At 64.0% G+C, this 17,046-nt stretch carries 15 protein-coding genes and 1 tRNA gene; 11 read left to right on the top strand and 5 right to left on the bottom strand.

Annotated elements, in window-relative coordinates:
- Positions 1-187 precede the first annotated feature (187 nt).
- The 3 genes from CXR25_RS00265 (at position 188) to CXR25_RS00255 (ending at position 2,549) form a co-directional block, all read left to right on the top strand.
- Positions 188-673, top strand: a complete 486-nt coding sequence (locus CXR25_RS00265; protein WP_125240262.1) for an Lrp/AsnC family transcriptional regulator — start codon at positions 188-190, stop codon at positions 671-673.
- Between the two features lie 167 nt (positions 674-840).
- Entirely contained in the window at positions 841-1,221 is a 381-nt protein-coding gene (locus tag CXR25_RS00260) for a YciI family protein (protein WP_009884711.1), read from the top strand.
- Entirely contained in the window at positions 1,206-2,549 is a 1,344-nt protein-coding gene (locus tag CXR25_RS00255; protein ID WP_206430641.1) for an RNA polymerase sigma factor, read from the top strand. Before CXR25_RS00260 ends, CXR25_RS00255 begins: the two co-directional genes overlap by 16 nt.
- A gap of 218 nt (positions 2,550-2,767) precedes the next feature.
- Here the strand turns inward: CXR25_RS00255 and CXR25_RS00250 are convergent.
- Positions 2,768-2,851, bottom strand: a tRNA-Leu gene (locus CXR25_RS00250).
- 400 nt (positions 2,852-3,251) lie between these two features.
- Here CXR25_RS00250 and CXR25_RS00245 point away from each other — a divergent pair.
- The 7 genes from CXR25_RS00245 (at position 3,252) to pknB (ending at position 12,995) form a co-directional block, all read left to right on the top strand.
- Complete coding sequence (locus CXR25_RS00245; RefSeq protein ID WP_069599132.1) at positions 3,252-4,127, top strand: FhaA domain-containing protein; 876 nt, start codon at positions 3,252-3,254, stop codon at positions 4,125-4,127.
- Entirely contained in the window at positions 4,124-4,642 is a 519-nt protein-coding gene (locus CXR25_RS00240) for an FHA domain-containing protein FhaB/FipA (RefSeq protein WP_009884841.1), read from the top strand. Before CXR25_RS00245 ends, CXR25_RS00240 begins: the two co-directional genes overlap by 4 nt.
- Entirely contained in the window at positions 4,639-6,093 is a 1,455-nt protein-coding gene (locus CXR25_RS00235; protein WP_096177545.1) for a PP2C family protein-serine/threonine phosphatase, read from the top strand. The genes CXR25_RS00240 and CXR25_RS00235 overlap by 4 nt, the downstream gene beginning before the upstream one ends.
- Positions 6,093-7,679, top strand: a complete 1,587-nt coding sequence (locus CXR25_RS00230) for an FtsW/RodA/SpoVE family cell cycle protein (RefSeq protein WP_125240261.1) — start codon at positions 6,093-6,095, stop codon at positions 7,677-7,679. Before CXR25_RS00235 ends, CXR25_RS00230 begins: the two co-directional genes overlap by 1 nt.
- Positions 7,676-9,145, top strand: coding sequence for a peptidoglycan D,D-transpeptidase FtsI family protein (locus CXR25_RS00225; protein ID WP_009884838.1), 1,470 nt, complete (start codon positions 7,676-7,678; stop codon positions 9,143-9,145). The genes CXR25_RS00230 and CXR25_RS00225 overlap by 4 nt, the downstream gene beginning before the upstream one ends.
- Entirely contained in the window at positions 9,142-10,983 is a 1,842-nt protein-coding gene (locus tag CXR25_RS00220) for a protein kinase domain-containing protein (RefSeq protein ID WP_125240260.1), read from the top strand. Before CXR25_RS00225 ends, CXR25_RS00220 begins: the two co-directional genes overlap by 4 nt.
- 83 nt (positions 10,984-11,066) lie before the next feature.
- The gene (gene pknB / locus CXR25_RS00215) at positions 11,067-12,995 is read left to right on the top strand and encodes a Stk1 family PASTA domain-containing Ser/Thr kinase (protein ID WP_069599128.1); all 1,929 of its coding nucleotides are present in this window, start codon (positions 11,067-11,069) and stop codon (positions 12,993-12,995) included.
- Positions 12,996-13,091: 96 nt separating this feature from the next.
- On the opposite strand, the gene CXR25_RS00210 is transcribed toward pknB, so the two are convergent.
- The 4 genes from CXR25_RS00210 to CXR25_RS00200 all read right to left on the bottom strand — a co-directional run bounded on the left by CXR25_RS00210 (position 13,092) and on the right by CXR25_RS00200 (position 15,696).
- Positions 13,092-13,604, bottom strand: coding sequence for a GyrI-like domain-containing protein (locus CXR25_RS00210; RefSeq protein WP_069599127.1), 513 nt, complete (start codon positions 13,602-13,604; stop codon positions 13,092-13,094).
- Positions 13,605-13,781: 177 nt separating this feature from the next.
- The gene (locus CXR25_RS00205; protein ID WP_009884834.1) at positions 13,782-14,456 is read right to left on the bottom strand and encodes an anthranilate synthase component II; all 675 of its coding nucleotides are present in this window, start codon (positions 14,454-14,456) and stop codon (positions 13,782-13,784) included.
- Positions 14,453-14,626 carry a hypothetical protein gene (locus CXR25_RS18550; RefSeq protein ID WP_009884833.1) on the bottom strand — a complete coding sequence of 58 codons (174 nt, stop codon included), beginning with the start codon at positions 14,624-14,626 and terminating at the stop codon, positions 14,453-14,455. Before CXR25_RS18550 ends, CXR25_RS00205 begins: the two co-directional genes overlap by 4 nt.
- Positions 14,627-14,628: 2 nt before the next feature.
- Positions 14,629-15,696: a class E sortase gene (locus tag CXR25_RS00200; RefSeq protein ID WP_069599126.1), complete on the bottom strand. Its 1,068-nt coding sequence runs from the start codon at positions 15,694-15,696 to the stop codon at positions 14,629-14,631.
- A gap of 380 nt (positions 15,697-16,076) precedes the next feature.
- Between CXR25_RS00200 and CXR25_RS00195 the strand changes: the two genes are divergently transcribed.
- Positions 16,077-16,901 carry a cell division protein CrgA gene (locus tag CXR25_RS00195; protein WP_101598029.1) on the top strand — a complete coding sequence of 275 codons (825 nt, stop codon included), beginning with the start codon at positions 16,077-16,079 and terminating at the stop codon, positions 16,899-16,901.
- The last annotated feature ends 145 nt before the right edge of the window (positions 16,902-17,046 follow it).

Raw genomic sequence — 17,046 nt, 5'->3', positions numbered from 1 at the left:
TGTGAGTCGCCGACGGGATATGTCGAACGTGACGCCAGTCAGGTTGATGATCGACGGTGAACCCATTCCAACCCGGCTGAAAGAAATGCTCAATAGTCAGTTTTGAAATTGAGCAGATTGCTCAGAATGTGCGATTCGTCGGTACAGTGGGCTGAACGTTTCGAGCATGTAATGGGGGTCACAGACGATGACGGAGAAGACACGCAGGATCGCCGACGCTCTCGATGCGCGCATCCTCCTCGAACTCGTGCGGCAGCCTCGATCCACGGTCGCCGGTCTCGCCCAACGGCTCCAGGTTGCCAGGAACACCGCGCAGGCCAGACTCACCCGCCTCGAGAACGAGGGCCTGCACTCCTTCGACCACCGAGTCGACACTGCCGGGCTCGGCTATCCCCTGCGGGCACACGTCCTGGCGAACCTCAAGCAGCGCAAACTCGATCAGGTCGGCGTCGAACTCGCCCGAATTCCGGAGGTCCTCGAGGTCATCGGAGTCTCGGGCACTGCCGACACCCTCATTCAGGTCGTCGCTCGGGACACCGATGATCTGTACCGCATAGCCGGGCGGATTCTGTCGATTCCCGGCGTCAAACGCACACGCACACTCGTGTCGATGAAGCAGATGGTGGAATACCGAGTGACTCCGCTGCTGCGCCGCACGATTGCGAAGCGCTGAGGCCCTCACTCGGCGGATGAATTCCGCCCGCCAGCGGCACGAATCTCACCCACTTCGACGAATTCCGGCAATAATTGTTCTCAGACGTGTCGAATCGACGTGAACTCGGTCGTCTCAATGATGAGCGATCGAAACGCGATCGCACCTGAGATGAACGGAGTTCAATCATGCGCTACTCACTGGTCTTCCACGCACCCGAACCTCAAGAAGGCGGACCCCAGCCCTCCGCCGAGGTGATGGCCGAGATGCAGAAGCTGATGTCCGACTACGCTGATGCCCTCTACTCCGCGGGAGTCTTCATCGCTGCAGAGATGCTTGAACCGCAGCAGGCGACAACCACCGTCACCCGCCGAGGTGGCTCTGTCGTCATCGAGGATGGTCCCTTCGCAGCGGCGAAGGAGGCCCTGGCCGGAGTCTTCGTCATCGACGTCGAGAGCCGCGACGCGGCCCTGGCGTGGGCAGAGAAGTTCCCCGGCACGAGCTACGGAGTCATCGAGGTCAGAGCGGCGGCAGTCTCCTATATAGACGGACGTTGGGTGCAGCCCTGAACGAACATCGGGACCCGATCGATCGGGCGATGATCCTCTCCCAGGACGGCTGGGGGCGGATCATCGCCCTCATCGCTGCCGCCGACGGGGACTTGGCCGGCGCCGAGGATGCCCTGAGTTCGGCTCTCGAACGCGCAGTTCGCGTGTGGCGGGAGCAGGGAGTGCCGACCAATCCCGAGGGGTGGCTCTACCGGGTTGCCCTCAATGCACGACGAGACGTGTGGAAATCGGCCGCGGCCCGCACCTCGGCGGCCTTGGATCCCGAGGTTCACGATGGTGCCGATCTAGGTAACCACGACAGGTCCGCGTCCCACGGCGCAGGCCAGCCGGCTGCAGCTCATCTGGTCGCCCCAGCTGATCCCGATGCCCTGCCCGATCGTCGTCTCGAACTGATGGGCGCGTGTGCTCATCCGGACATCGAGCCGGGAGTCCGGCCGCTGCTCATGCTCTCTGCGGTGATGGGCATGACCGGGAAGCAGATCGCTGCAGGAATGGCCCTGCCTGCCGCGACGGTCGCTGCTCGGCTGACTCGGGCGAAGAAGCGCATCGCCGCCCTGGGCATCGGTTTCGGTCTGCCAGATCGCACCGAGCTCGAAGCTCGACTGCCCGACATCCATGAGGCGATCTACGGTGCCTTCGCCATCGACTGGGTGCATGCGGCGAGCGAACCACGCGATGGCATCATCGGCGAGACCCTCTATCTCTCCCGACTGCTCGCCGAGCTGTGTCCCTCCGATGGGGAATCACACGGCCTCGCGGCCCTCATCCACCTCTCTGCTGCCAGGTTTCCGGCCCGCCGCGGCCAGGGCGGAGAGTTCGTGCCCCTCGGCGATCGAGACCCGGGCAGTTGGGACTCCGTACTCATCGCCAGGGGCGAGGATCATCTGCGGGCAGTGCAGGGCAGCGGCGAGATCGGTCGTTTCGGGTTGCAGGCTGCGATCCAGATCCTCCACATGTCCGGTGTGCGCAGCGGAAGCACCGATTGGCCGATGCTGCTGCGCCTGCACGACGATGTGGAGCGGATGGCGCCCAGCCTCGGCGGGGCTGTGGCGAGGGCAGCGGTGATTGCTGAGATCGACGGCCCGAAGGCTGGTCTGGCTGAACTCGACACTCTGGACGGCCCCAGCCGTGGCGAGTCTCCTGTCAGAGAGAATGCGTTCTCCTCCGCACGCGTCGACTCGTTCCAGCCGACGTGGGCACTGCGCGCACACCTGCTCGCCCGTGCCGGGCAGGGGCAGGAGGCCCAAAACGCCTATCGCCGTGCCATCGAGCTGACCACCGACCCTGCCGAACGCGCCTACCTCGAGGCCCGATCACTCAAGGCTTAATCCTGCCGCTAACCCGCACAATCGAAGTCACCTGGGAACGGGATCGATCGAAGTTTCAGAGCCCTGCTTCAAAGTCGAGCTTTGAAACTTCGATCGATCCCTTACCTCTGAGGCGACGCATCCCACCCGCACCCGAACCCGCACGACGCAGCACCCAGACACGAAACAGCCCTCCACCTTGGCCCCGAAGGGTCCCGGTGAAGGGCTGTTGTTCACTGTGCGCGAGGGGGGACTTGAACCCCCACGACCTTGCGATCACTGGCACCTGAAGCCAGCGCGTCTACCAATTCCGCCACTCGCGCGAACAAGAGAAAACTCTAGCATCGCGGCCGGGAAGAATGAAACCGAGTTCGGTCGAAACACCCAAAACGTGTCGACGCTCACACCGACCACCCCCTGCACCACCCGCCTTTCGTGACCCAGCACTCATTTCCGGTAACATCGGCGCTCGTCACAGGCTCATGGAGTACTCAGCGACAATCTCTAAACTGGGCGACTGCCGGGAATCCGAACAGACCTCGGCCCCGAAATACCTAGTGACGTGAGTTGAGAGCCTCACCGCGTTAGGATTGGGTGTTGATGTCTCCGTTTCGGTGTTCCTTTCCGAACTCGGATTCACCAGGACAGACTCGTTCGGGCGCATGCGTCCGGGCTGGTGGCGAACGGTTCGTCACGCGCACGACACCTGGAAGAGGAGGTGCCATGGGGATTCTCGATCGTTTCGAGAAGGGATTGGAGAATGTCGTCAACGGCGCCTTCGCCAAAGCGTTCCGCTCACAGGTGGAACCGGTCGAATTGGCCGGCGCGCTGCGACGCGAAGCCGATAACAAGGCCGCTGTGGTCTCACGCGGACGAACACTGACGGCAAACCACTACAGCATCGAACTGTCTCCCACAGATTTCGACCGTCTCTCTGGTCTCGAGAACGAACTTCGCTCCGACCTGCGACAGGTCATCGGCGATCACGCGGTCGAGCAGGCCTACAGCTTCGTCGGTCCCGTCTCCGTCGAGTTCGTCGAGGCAGAAGACCTCGACACCGGAATGTACCGAGTCGTCTCCAGCACTCAGCGACCCGACGGCTCACACGCAGCCCAACCGGCCAACCGCGGCGGCTATGACCCCGTGTCCCGGTCCCACAACATCGTGGGCGAAGGACAGGCCAACTCCGGATCACGTCCGGTCCCACCCAGACGCACACCCGAACCAGCACCGGCCCGACCGGCGGCCACCAGCCGCCCGGCATCGGCCCCCGTGCGACAGGCAGCACCAGCACGGTCGCGCACCATCAGCGCCAGCGTGACCATCCACGGTCAGGACTACGAGCTGCACCAGGGCACGAACGTCTTCGGACGGTCCTCCTCCAGCTCCGACTACGTCATCGATGACCCCGGCGTCTCCCGCCGACACTTCGAGATCACCGTCGAACGTGACCATGCGGTCGCCAACGACCTCGGATCAACCAACGGCACCCTTCTGCGCGGACGCAAGCTCACCTCGGCGAACCTCTCCGACGGTGATGTCCTCATGGCCGGAGACGCAGAGGTGCGCTACCACGAGAACGAACAGGACGCCCAGTGAGCGAGTTCACCGTCACCGTCTTCCGGTTCGCCTTCTTCATCATCCTCTGGCTCTTCGTCCTCGGTGTTGCCGGCGTCCTGCGCCGCGACATCTTCGGTGCCAGGAAGGGTCCCCGGAAGTCTCGCCGAGGTGGCCGGGCCTCCCGTAATGCAGCGCCGACCCCTGCCCCGAGCAGACCGGCGCCGGCACCGGCTCCTACGCCCTCTCCGGCGCGACAGCATGCTCATCCGGGCTCCATTCGGGTCACCGGTGGGCCCTTGGCCGGGACACTGGTCACGCTCTCCGGAGCACCAGTGACCTTCGGACGAGCTCCGGACAATACGATCGTCATCAGCGATGACTTCGCGTCCAGCCATCATGCGCGAATCGTGGCCTCCAACGGCTCCTGGGTCCTCGAGGACCTCGGTTCGACCAACGGCACGATCGTCGACGGCTCGCCCATGCATTCGCCCATCAGTCTGCGAATCGGCACCCAGATCACCATCGGCCATACGACGTTGGAGACCCAATCGTGACGACCGACGGTACGATCACCCTCCGCTCAGCAGCCCGGTCTCACACCGGGCTGGTGCGTAAGAACAACCAGGACTCCGGCTATGCGGGTCCGAATTTTCTGCTCATCGCGGATGGAATGGGCGGACACGCCGGCGGTGACGTCGCCTCGGCGATCACCGTGTCCCGGCTGGCCGACCTCGATCGTGAACCCAGCGGCGAGGATGCGCTGGAGATCCTGCGCACCTCGATCCTGGAGGCCAACGACCGCATCTGCCGCGGCGTCGCCGAACAGCCCGAGCTCGCCGGCATGGGCACCACAGTCACCGCACTGCTGCGCGCTCCCGGCAACCGCTTCGCCTTAGCCCACATCGGCGACTCCCGCGGCTATGTGCTGCGCGACGGCGAACTGCAGACCGTCACCCATGACCACACCTTCGTCCAGATGCTCGTCGACGAAGGCCGCATCACCCCGGACGAGGCCGAAACACACCCGCAGCGTTCCGTTGTCATGAAGGTCCTCGGCGACGTCGGGGCCTCCCCCGACCTCGACCTGACCCTGCGTGAGGCTCACGTCGGCGACCGGTGGATGCTCTGCTCCGACGGCCTGACCGGCTTCGCGGACGTCGATGACATCGCCCGCGTTCTCTCCGAGGTCTCCGACCCCGACGAATGCTGCCGTCAGCTCATCGATCTGGCCCTGGCCGGCGGCGGCGCCGACAATGTCACCGTCGTCATCGGCGACGTGCTCGAAGGCACCCTCGACACCGTTCAGGGCAGCTCCGTGGGCTCCGTCCACCTCAACCCGAAGTACGCCACCATCGGCATGAACACCGATGTCGACGAACCCACCACTGAGCCTCAGCCCCACTACGGCAACGGCGACATTCCCACCGACACCGTGCCCCTGCAGACGGTGTCCGGTTCCGATAAGCAGGAGCCCACCGCCGAGGTGGTTCCCCCTTCCCAGCGCACCGACTCGGAGTCGTCCGACAGGGACGCACCCGCCGAGGAGGATGACCTCGACGCTGACGACGACGAGGTGGAAAAGCGGTCCTACCTGGGCTGGATCATCGCAGCGATCGTCATCGTCGCAATCGCGGTGGGCGGGTTCTTCGCCTATAACTACGTGAGCAACCACTACTACCTGACGAACCAAGATGGAAAGGTCACCCTCTACCGGGGCCTCGACACGACTCTGGGACCCATCGAACTCAGTCAGCTCGAAGACACCACCGACATCGAAGTCGGGACCCTCAACAGCTTTTCGCAGGATCGTCTGCGCGGCTCCATTCAGGCCGATTCCCGTGATGAGGCCGATCGCATCATTGAGAACCTGCGACAGGAAGCCGATAAGTCCGGTACCGTCTCCGGCAATGTCGAGGATGCCGCAAGTCCCAGCGATCCCGCGCCCTCACCGCCGAGTTCCCAAGCGGTCGATCCCAGTGATGCCATCACTGAGGAGTCACAGTAATGTCCGAGAACCCCAACCAAGGCGCACGGCCACGGCCTTATCGCTTTGCTGAGCTCGGCCTCCTCATCCTCGCGATCGCGGTCTCCACGAGCGCCTATGCACTTGTAGGGCTCGGCACCGAGGACACGATTCCCGCCAACGTCTATCAGTATGCGGCGTGGTTGGCCGCGCTGGGCCTCATCATCCACGTCGTCGTGTGGTGGAAGGCCAAGTACGCCGACCCCGTCCTCGTCCCGATCGCCGTCCTGCTCAACGGCTTGGGCCTGGCCATGATCTACCGCGTCGACCTGGGTCGGGATGAGTATCAGAACAGCGGAGTCACTCAGCTGATCTGGATGACCTTGGGCGTGGCCCTGGCCGTCGGCATCATCATCTTCTTAGGTGACCACCGGTGGCTGCGCCGCTACACCTTCCTCTCGGGGTTCGCTGCGCTGATCTTCCTCCTGCTCCCGCTGATTCCCGGCCTGGGCAAGACGGTCAACGGCGCACGCATCTGGATCGGCATCGGCCCGATGTCCTTCCAGCCCGGTGAGATCGCGAAGATCCTGCTGGCCATCTTCTTCGCTGGCTACCTCGTGTCCTACCGTGACCAGCTGGTTCTGGCCGGGCCGAAGATCCTCGGCATCCGCTTCCCGCGCCTGCGAGACTTCGGCCCCATCGTCATCGCCTGGGTCGCCAGCGTCGGCATCCTTGTCTTCGAAAGAGACTTGGGAACCTCGCTGCTGTTCTTCGGCCTGTTTGTGGCCATGCTCTATGTGGCGACAAGCAAGGTCTCCTGGATCATCCTCGGACTCGGTTTCTTCGCCGTCGGTGCGGTCGCCGCGACCTTCCTCTTCGACCACGTCGGGCAGCGCGTGGACGGCTGGCTCAACGCCCTGACCGCTGAGGAGTACAACAAGACTCCAGGCGGGTCATATCAGCTGGTCCAAGGCCTGTTCGGCATGTCCAACGGCGGTCTGACCGGCACCGGACTCGGCGAGGGCCGACCAAATATGGTCCCCTATGCGGAATCTGACTTCATCTACGCCAGCCTCGGCGAAGAGTTGGGCATGGCCGGACTCTTCGTCATCCTGCTCTGCTACCTCTTCATCTTCCAACGCGGCATCAAGACCGCCCAGCAGCTGCGCGACGGATTCGGCACCCTGCTCGCCACGGGCTTGAGCTTCACGATCGCCCTGCAGGTCTTCGTCGTCGTCGGCGGCGTCACCCGCCTCATCCCCCTCACGGGTCTGACCACGCCGTTCCTTGCCCAAGGCGGGTCGTCTCTGATCGCGAACTGGATGATCATCGCCCTGCTCCTGCGCATCTCCGACAATGCCAGGCGCCCAGTGGAGGAATTCCACACCGGCGTCCTCAAGATCACGGAGGATCCCGAGGAACTCACCGCCTCGGCGCGGGGAGCCGGAACCCGCAACGACACGAAACGTGTCGAGGGGGCGCGCGAACACGCGGCGGGCAGCCTCGCGACCGACCGGACCACCAGTGACGACGCACCGACGACCAACCTCGGCGCCGCCGATCTTAAGACCACCGGGTCCGATGAGGACCCGACGACGAATCTGGGCACTACCGGAGGTGAACGATGAAGAGACCACTGACACACATCAGCATCGTCGGGTTCGTCATGTTCGCGCTCCTGTTCGGCTCCACGAGCTGGGTGCAGTTCGTCACCGCCGACTCGCTGAACAACAATGCGCTGAATAACCGCAAGGTCCTCGATCAGCTGGCCCGCGACCGGGGTCCGATCCTCGTCGACGGCAAGCCGATCGCCTACTCCGAACCGGTCGACGACAAGTACAAGTTCCAGCGCAAGTACGGCGCTGAGGGCCTCAACCCCCGCGCGTACGCCTCAATGACCGGGTACTACTCCATCGTCTCGGGAGCCTCGGGCATGGAACGCGCGTCCGGAGACTACCTCTCCGGCGATTCCGACGCCCTGTTCTACGACAAGGTCGGCAGCCTGTTCACCGGCGAGCAGCCGCGCGGAGCGGCCGTGGAGCTCACGATCGACCCGAAGGTGCAGCAGGCCGCGTGGGACGGCCTGGGCAACCAGAACGGTGCCGCCGTGGCATTGGACCCGAAGACCGGCAAGATCCTCGCCATGGCCTCGACGCCGGGCTGGGATCCCAACCCGATTGCCAGCCATGACTCCGAGACGGCGCAGTCCGCCTTCGAGGAGCTCAACAACGCTGAGGGCAAGCCTGCCTACAACCGCGCGATCGGCGGCAACCTGTACCCACCGGGCTCGACATTCAAGGTCCTCGTGGCCGCGGCCGCACTGGAATCAGGCGACTACAAGCCGGATTCGACCCTGAACGGTCCGGCGGAACTCGACCTGCCCCAGACAACTTCCACCATCGGCAACTCCCATCCAGGAGCCTGCCGCAACGGAGGGCAACCGACGCTGGCCGATTCCCTCGCCGAATCCTGCAACACCTCGTTCGCCTCACTCGGCATGGATCTGGGCGAGGACGCGATCAAGGAGCAGGCGGAGAAGTTCGGCTTCGGCCAGGACATGGAGATTCCGCTCAAGGTCAGCCCGTCCACGTTCCCCGACAACCTCAATCCACCACAGCTGGCACAGTCTTCGCTGGGTCAGTACGAGGTCAGGTCCACGCCGATGCAGATGGCGATGATGACAGCGGGAATCGCCAATGGCGGCAAGATGATGAAGCCGCAGCTTGTCGACCGGGTGCTGAACGCGAACACCCTCGAACCCATCAAGGAGATGCGTCCGGCGCAGAAGTCTCGGCCTGTCTCAGGCAAAACCGCCGATCAGCTCACCACCATGATGGAAGGCGTTGTCGAGGATGGAACCGCCTCGGTGGCCAAGATGGACGGAACGAAGGTCGCCGCGAAGACCGGTACCGCACAGCACGGACCCGGTGCGGCCCCGCACGCCTGGTTCATCTCATTCGCCCCAGCCGATGATCCGAAGATCGCAGTGGCGGTCGTCGTGGAGAACGGCGGAAACGCGGGCAACGAAGCTTATGGAGCGACGGTCGCAGGACCGATCGCCAAGAACATGATGGAAGCGGTGGTCGAAAAATGAGACCCGTCGAAGGCACCCTGTTGGGAAACCGATACAAGCTCACCTCTCGCATCGCCGTGGGCGGTATGGGTGAGGTCTGGAAGGGCGTCGACTCCGTGCTCGGCCGTGAGATCGCAGCGAAGATCCTCAAGGACGAATACCTCTCGGACACCACCTTCCTCGCACGCTTCCGCGCCGAGGCGCAGAACATGGGCCGCGCATCCGACCCCGGAATCGCCGGCGTCTTCGACTACGGCGACGAGCAGGGATCCCCCTATCTCGTCATGGAGTATGTGCCCGGCGAGGCACTGTCGGCGATCATCGAACGCAGCGCACCCCTGTCGGAGACGGACACTCTGAGCATCGTCTCCCAGTCCGCGCAGGCGCTGGGTGCGGCCCACAAGGTCGGCGTCATCCACCGCGACATCAAACCCGGCAACATCCTCATGACACCGGACTTCCGGGTCAAGATCACCGACTTCGGCATCGCCCGAGTCACAGACCAGGCTCCGCTGACGAAGACCGGTCAGGTCATGGGCACCGCCCAGTACCTGGCACCGGAGCAGGCCACGGGCAAGGGCTCGGGCTCCGGCTCCGACCTCTACGCCCTGGGCATCATCGCCTATGAGGCACTGGCCGGGCAGCGTCCGTTCACCGGTGACTCGCAGGTCGCGATCGCCATCGCCCAGGTCAATCAGCAGCATCCGCCGCTGCCGGACACGGTGTCCGAACCGCTGCGTCGCTTCGTCGACTGCCTCCTGGAGAAGAAGCCCGAGCGCAGGCCCTCGGATGCCATGGCCGTGTCCCGAGCCGCCGATGCGCTGGCCGCCGGCGATGTCGCCGGTGCCGAGCAGATTCTGCCGCAGATGGTGCTGGGCAGCGCCGCCTCCGAGGCATTGACCCAGGTCTTCAACAACCCCGAACCCGTGCCGACGACCAAGGCGATGCCGGTCACTGCGTCCAATGAGGAGACTCGCGTCTACCCGGGCGCCGCTGCCGCAGGTGTCGCCGGTGCCGGTGCGACAGGAGCCGCTGGGGTTGGGACTGCGAATGGCAGCGAACTCGATGCGGAGAACGCAGAGGACAAGGAACTCGACGAGAAGCAGTCGAAGAAGGGCCGCGCCCTCATCTGGATCCTTGCGATCATCGCGCTCATCGCCGTCGGTTCGCTGCTGTGGTTCTTCCTCGGCGGGGGCAATGCCGAACCCGAGCCGGACCCCAGCACCAGCGCGCCCACGACCTCCGAGGCGGCGAAGACGATCGAGATCGACAAGAGCGATTACATCGGACTCACCGAATCCTCGGCGACTCAGAACCTCGAACAGCAGGGCCTGGAAGCCGATACCCAGACCATCGAGTCCTCCCGCGCTGCGGGCACGGTCGCCGATGTCGGCGAGGGCGAGAACGGCTACACCTTCGAAGAGGGCGACACCGTCACGCTCTACATCTCCTCAGGTCCGGCCGAGGAACCGGTGGAGACCGAGGAACCTGAGCCCAGCAGCACTCCCACGCCGTCAGAGACCAGCGGCGACGATGGTTCGGGTTCCGACAACGGTTCCGGCTCCGACAACGGCGGCTCCTCGAGCGATGACAACAGCAGCTCGAACGACAGCGGTTCCAGTTCCGACAACGGATCGAGCAACGATTCCGGCAACGGCTCGTCAAGTGACTCAGACACCTCTGGTTCGGGCTCGAACGGTTCCGACAACGGATCGAACTCGAATGGCTCTGACAGCGGTTCGGACAGCGGATCCGGCAACGGATCGGACGCTACGGGCAACGGCGGATCGAACCCGTCCGGTGGCAACAACGGGAACTCGAGTGCCGGAGCGAACCTGGACGAGGCGATCTTTGGTTGACATCATGCGCTGAGAAGACGAGTAATCTACATGACATGCGGAGTACTTTCCCACGACGTGGGTGAACCAAGCGGAGGACCAGAATGAATGAACCCAAGGTGCTGTCGGGGCGATACGAAGTTCGTGCGCTCCTCGGCCGTGGGGGCATGGCAGAAGTGCACGAGGGCGTCGACAACCGACTCGGTCGACGCGTCGCGATCAAACTTCTGCGGTCCGATCTCGCCCGCGATCCCTCGTTCCACACACGTCTCAAGCGTGAGGCTCAGTCCGCCGCAGGGCTGAACCATCCGGGTATCGTCGCCGTCTACGACTCCGGCGAAGAGGACTTCGTCGAAACCGGCGGCTCCAGCGTCTCCGTGCCGTTCATCGTCATGGAATACGTCGAGGGTCAGACCCTGCGCGAGGTCCTCAACGAACACGGCACCCTGACCATCGACGAGGCGCTCAACGTCGTCGCCGGTGTGCTCGCGCCGCTCGAGTACTCCCACCGCAACGGCATCGTCCACCGCGACATCAAACCCGCCAACGTCATGCTCACCCCCGAGGGTGACATCAAGGTGATGGACTTCGGCATCGCCCGCGCGCTCAAGGACAACAGCGGCCTGACCCAGACGCAGTCCGTCGTGGGCACCGCCCAGTACCTGTCCCCCGAACAGGCCCGCGGTGAGGTCGTCGACGCCCGCTCCGACCTGTACTCGACGGCGTGCCTGCTCTATGAGCTCCTCGTAGGCCGTCCCCCGTTCGTCGGTGATTCGCAGCTCGCGGTCGCCTACCAGCACGTGGGTGAGACGCCGAAGCCTCCGAGCTTCTACAATCCCAATGTTCCCCCCGAGGTCGATCGCCTCCTCATGCATTCCCTGCTCAAGGACCGCGACGAGCGCTACCAGGACGCCTACATCTTCCGTGAAGACGTTCTCGCGGCCCGTGACGGCCGTCCGCTGAGCTTCGATGACGACATGGATCGCACCCAGGCGTTCCCGATGGCCGGGGCCATGATGGGTCCCCCGCAGTACGCCCAGGACTCCGAGGTCGACCCGGAGACGGGTGCCGTGTCGACGATCATGGCCAAGCAGGACGAAGCACCACCGCCGAGGCGGTCACGTGCCTGGATCTGGATCGGCAGCATCTTCGTGCTGTTGGCTCTGGCCGCAATCGCACTGTGGGTCTACGAGATCAACAAACCACCGGACATCATCCAGGTCGAGGTCACGGACGTGGCCAATATGAATGCCGACGAGGCAGAATCCGCCCTGATCGAACAAGGCCTGAGAGTCGACCGTGATGAGGCGTACAGCGAAGACGTCGACGAGGGCAAGGCCATCAAGACCGACCCCGCCGGTGGTCAGCGAGTTGAGCAGGACAGCGTCGTGAAGCTGGTCATCTCCTCCGGCCCTGAGAGCGTCAAGGTCCCCGATGTCTCCGGCAAGTCTGAGGAGAGCGCTCGCAAGGTCCTCAATGACGCCAAGCTGCAGGCCGGCACGCACATCTCACAGAACTCTCCGGACGTCGAGAAGGGCGTCGTCATCGAGACGAAACCCGGCAACGGCTCCGAGGTGGATGTGGATTCCAACGTCGACCTGGTCGTATCCTCGGGAATGGTCGAGGTCCCCGATGTGACAGGCAAGTCCGCAAAGGAAGCCTGCGAGATCCTTGAGGGCGATGACTACCAGTTGGGGTGCAAGACCGAAGAAGTCGAGACCGCCGACGAGCCGGCCAAGAAGGTCTTCGAGCAGTCGTCCAGCGGCGGCAGCGAGGTCAAGCAGGGCACGGAGATCACCGTCAAGGTTGCCAAGAAGCCACCGGAGGAGCCTTCGTCGCCGAGCATCCCGTCGATCCCTGGTGGAATCCCCACCTCACCGTCTGACGACGGTGGCAGCGACGATGAGGGCAATGACACCGGCGGTAACGGTGGTAACGACAATGGCGGCAACGACGATAATAAGGACGACGACAGTTCCATGGGTCCCGGTGACGTGGGCGGCCTGTTCGACGGTTTCTCAGACGCCAGCTGAACCGGCCGCCAGCTTAAGCGCCAGCTGAACTGACCAACTGAACCGACCAGTTGAACTGACGACCAGCCTGTCCACCTATGGTGTGGGCACCCGCCCTCAGGACAAGGTGATGAACAGGTCTGTACGCAGGTCCGCGGGGTCCATGTCGGGGTTCGGTTCGGTCACGTAGACCTCGAAGAACGGCAGCCCGGGATGGTGCCCCGCATCGACGGCAGCCTTCGTGAACACCGCCCAGGCCTCACCGAGGCCGTCGTATCCTCCGGTGTGACTCATGGCTGCGATCGATCCCCCAGGCAGCTGAGAGGGGATCGCGATGAGGTCCCTGCTCAGAGGCAGGGCCTGGGTCAGTCCCGAGGTCAGCGGAAGCCCGATCTCCAGGTCAACAGTGTCGCTGGGCTGGCGCGTGTACAGTGCGAACGCAGGACCGGCGATCTCCATCTCGGCCTCCTGCAGTGTAGGAAACAGCCCGGTGAACGTGGCATCGAAGAGTGCCGGAAGGTCCTCCATGGCGACGTTCCTGGCCTCCACGACGGCCGTGGGGATCTCGGACGCCTCGAACACGGTGAGTTCGGAGAATGGCTCGGTGCGGTTGAAACTCGACTCTGGCATCAGTGGTCCTCTCGGTTCCGCCTGCCGGCCCAGCCCCACCTCGGCGAGCTTTCGGGGTCTCCCGGGGATGGCAAGCGGTGCTGGATCTCTTGGTGACTCACGATCCTAATGCGGCGAGAGAGCCACAGGAAGAGTGTGAGCGCAGATGCCTGTCGCGACGGCTGAAGCGGTGCTGGCTTATGCGGGTGTGCCGGCCGGCACGGACTTCGCTGCAATCGCCGATGCCATGGGCGACATCGTCGCGGCCTGTGAGGCCGCGCCCTCGATGCCGCAGACCTCGAGCCAGTTGCCCAGCATCAGGTAGCCGCATTCGGTGAGGACCGACTCCGGATGGAACTGCACTCCGAACAAGGGCTGCTCACGATGTTCGATGGCCATGACGACGCCGTCCTCGGTGCGGGCCGTGACCACGAACTTCTCGAGGTCGATCGTCTCATCGACGATTGCCAGCGAGTGGTACCTGGTCACCGTCAGAGGATTCTTGCAGCCGAAGAAGATGCCCTGGCTGTCGTGGGTGATGACGGAGGTCTTGCCGTGCATGAGCACCGGCGAGTGGGTCACCGTGGCGCCGAAGACCTCGCCCAGCGCCTGGTGGCCCAGGCAGACTCCGAACACCGGAGTGCCCGAGGACTCCGCCCACGCGATGAGGGCCGGGCAGACTCCCGACTCGGCGGGCACACCCGGGCCTGGGGACAGGAGGACTCCGTCGTATTCGGCTGCCAGGGCCACGACAGCCTCGGCGGTCATATCGTCATTGCGGATGACATGAGTCTCGGCGCCGAGCTCACGGACGTAGGACACGAGCGTATAGACGAAGCTGTCGTAGTTGTCGACGACGAGGATCTTTGTCATTGGCCACCGCTTCCGTCAGTCACTGTTGCGTTGTTGAAGGGCATGTAGGGGGCGACGACCGGGAAGACGTACTGCATGAGCAGCAGCACCACGGCCGCGATGAGGATGAGGGCGAAGATGAGTTTGACGAACCAGTTGCCCGGGAGCAGACGCCAGATCAGACCGTACATTCTCAGGCACCACCGTTCTTGCTGACCTTGTCGTAGGCCTTCGAGTCCTTGATGTTGTCCGGGGCGCCATCGCCGGCCGGGGTCCAGTCGGTGAGCTCGGCGTAGGCGACGTAGCGCTCCCTGGCCGAGAACATCGGGTTGCAGGCCGTCATCGTGAGAATCCGGTCCTTGCCCTTGAACTTGGGTTCGTTGGGAACCGGGGCGAGAACCTCGACGGCGTCGGGAAGGATGATGTCGAAGTTGCGGAACGTGTAAGTGTAGAAGCCGTCCTTGGTCTGGACGATGATCTCATCGCCGGGGCGCAGCTGCGCGATCTGGTTGAGCGGCTTGCCGTAGGTGACGCGGTGGCCGGCGATCGAGAAGTTGCCGACCTCTCCGGGCATCGCCGAGTTCGGGTACCTGCCCACGCCCATCCGGTTGAGGACGGGTTCGAGATCGACACCCTCGGCGACGGTGCGGTAGTAGTCATCGCCGAAACGTGGAATGTAGAAGATTCCGAACGCGCTGTTCTTCTCCACCGGATCCGCCACGACAGGTTCGTCCGGGTCATCGGGAAGCTCGTTGGGATCCTGGTTCTGCCAGTCCTGGGCCAACTTGTCGGCGAGCTGCTCGTTGTCCCGGTTGGCCTCGATATCGGTCCACCACAGCTGCCAGACCACGAACAGGATGAGGACCATTCCGGCCGTGATGCAGAGCTCGCCGAAGGTGCGGATGGTGCCGCGAACGGGGCCCAAGGGCTCCCGCTCCGGTTTCTGCCTCCGCCGATTGGTGCGACGACTGCCCTCGCCGGGTGCGCTGTAGCCCGCAACGGCCGCACCCGCATAGGCGCCGAGGTTGGGGTTCGTTTCACTGCTGACCGGCTGCTGCACCTGGGTGGAGTCGGTGTACGCGGGCGGGGCGTCGGAGTAGACGGCAGTCGGGGCACCGTTGGCCGCGGCCGCTTCGGCTTCGCGGCGCCGAAGTTCACGGCGACTGGGAAGTGGCTGATCGGTTCCTGCCTGTGAGCCCGTCCCGGGATGCGAACCTGCTCCGGAGTTCTGGCCCCCGCCAAGCTCGGGTGCGGTGCTCATGGGTTCTGTGGCCGGGCTGGCTTCGCGTCCGCGGTACCCGCCCTGAGCGGGGTACTGGTCGTGAGCCGGGTGATGGGAGGAGTTCTGCCTCTGAGCAGGACGAATAGTGGGTCGCGATGACGCATCCGCGTCTGATTCGTTACCCGAGGAGGGACTATTCACCACTGCTGCACCGTGCCTAATGTTTCGAATCCGGGGCTTGCCCAAAGGACAAGCGGGGACACCGTATTGCACTTTATCGTATGAAACTGCACAAACAGGTCGTTCTCAGGGTAGTTGGAGTTTTTAAAACTGCCGGATGTCACGAGTAGACTGATGTGCGATTGTCCCTATACATCAATCGGTGACCCCAGCAACGGTCGGCCGTAAAAGGAGTACTCGTGGCCAAGTCCAACGGACGGACCCAGCGCCCTCAGCGCACTTCTCGCAACTCGTCGAAGGCCAAGGTCGAAACCAAGGCCCAGTCGAACGACGATGTCGAGGCAGTCGAGGATCCCCAGACCGTGCAGGCCGAGGATCCGAAGGACGAGCGTCTCGACGGCGATCTCCTCGACTTGGATGATTCCTCGGACGCCTCCGATGTGGTTGCCGACGATGCTGATGCAGACGAGAAGTCCACCGCCGCCACGACTGCCGCGGACAAGGAGTCCGCGCCGAAGAGCGCCGGAGCCGGGGCCAAGAAGGTTGACGCCAAGGACAGCGACAAGTCCGCCGACCTCGATGCCGACGACGCTGTTGACGTCGATGATTCCGATGCTGATGAGGCCGACGCCGACGACTCAGCCGAGGACTCGAAGACGGCCACGAAGTCTGAGAAGTCTGCCAAGGCGGCCAAAGTCGACAAGCACGAGAAGGACAGCAAGTCCTCGAAGAAGAAGAGCGAGTCCTCCAAGGCCGCGGCCAAGGGTTCGTCCGCCAAGGGCTCCTCAGCCAAGCGCACCTCGCGTTCGGGCAATCCGGCCAAGCGCCCCCAGGGCCGCAAGACCGCCTCATACACCTCGCAGTCCGGTCAGCAGACGATCAAGCCGAACCCACGCTGGTTCCTGCCGGTGCTCATCGGCCTCCTGGTCATCGGCCTGGTCTGGCTCGTGACCTTCTACATCTCGCAGGGAGCGTTCCCGGTCGAGGCGTGGGGCAACTGGAACATCCTCATCGGCTTCGCCTTCTTTGTCGCGGGGCTGATCATGTCCACGCGCTGGCGGTAGTCAGCAAGCCGCTTCACGAATAACGGGCGTTGTGTCGACGCACGGGTGCGTAATCCCGATAGTCGACGCAGCGCCCGTTATTCGATCGCGCAATGGGTGCACTCGCGCACCCGCACCATGCTGGCAAGCGGCTCATCTGCGGTTG

This window comes from Brevibacterium aurantiacum, from assembly GCF_003932995.1.
GTDB classification, from domain to species: domain Bacteria; phylum Actinomycetota; class Actinomycetes; order Actinomycetales; family Brevibacteriaceae; genus Brevibacterium; species Brevibacterium aurantiacum.
The sequence above is the reverse complement of the archived record's forward strand: the minus strand, read 5'-3'. Positions and strand labels throughout refer to the sequence as shown.

Excerpts from the sequence above, each read along its gene's own strand:
- CXR25_RS00200 (WP_069599126.1), bottom strand. The coding sequence starts at position 15,696 with ATGAGCACCGCACCCGAGCTTGGCGGGGGCCAGAACTCCGGAGCAGGT.
- CXR25_RS00220 (WP_125240260.1), top strand. The coding sequence starts at position 9,142 with ATGAGACCCGTCGAAGGCACCCTGTTGGGAAACCGATACAAGCTCACC.
- pknB (WP_069599128.1), top strand. The coding sequence starts at position 11,067 with ATGAATGAACCCAAGGTGCTGTCGGGGCGATACGAAGTTCGTGCGCTC.
- CXR25_RS00245 (WP_069599132.1), top strand. The coding sequence starts at position 3,252 with ATGGGGATTCTCGATCGTTTCGAGAAGGGATTGGAGAATGTCGTCAAC.
- CXR25_RS00265 (WP_125240262.1), top strand. The coding sequence starts at position 188 with ATGACGGAGAAGACACGCAGGATCGCCGACGCTCTCGATGCGCGCATC.
- CXR25_RS00210 (WP_069599127.1), bottom strand. The coding sequence starts at position 13,604 with ATGCCAGAGTCGAGTTTCAACCGCACCGAGCCATTCTCCGAACTCACC.
- CXR25_RS00205 (WP_009884834.1), bottom strand. The coding sequence starts at position 14,456 with ATGACAAAGATCCTCGTCGTCGACAACTACGACAGCTTCGTCTATACG.
- CXR25_RS00230 (WP_125240261.1), top strand. The coding sequence starts at position 6,093 with ATGTCCGAGAACCCCAACCAAGGCGCACGGCCACGGCCTTATCGCTTT.
- CXR25_RS18550 (WP_009884833.1), bottom strand. The coding sequence starts at position 14,626 with ATGTACGGTCTGATCTGGCGTCTGCTCCCGGGCAACTGGTTCGTCAAA.
- CXR25_RS00225 (WP_009884838.1), top strand. The coding sequence starts at position 7,676 with ATGAAGAGACCACTGACACACATCAGCATCGTCGGGTTCGTCATGTTC.
- CXR25_RS00260 (WP_009884711.1), top strand. The coding sequence starts at position 841 with ATGCGCTACTCACTGGTCTTCCACGCACCCGAACCTCAAGAAGGCGGA.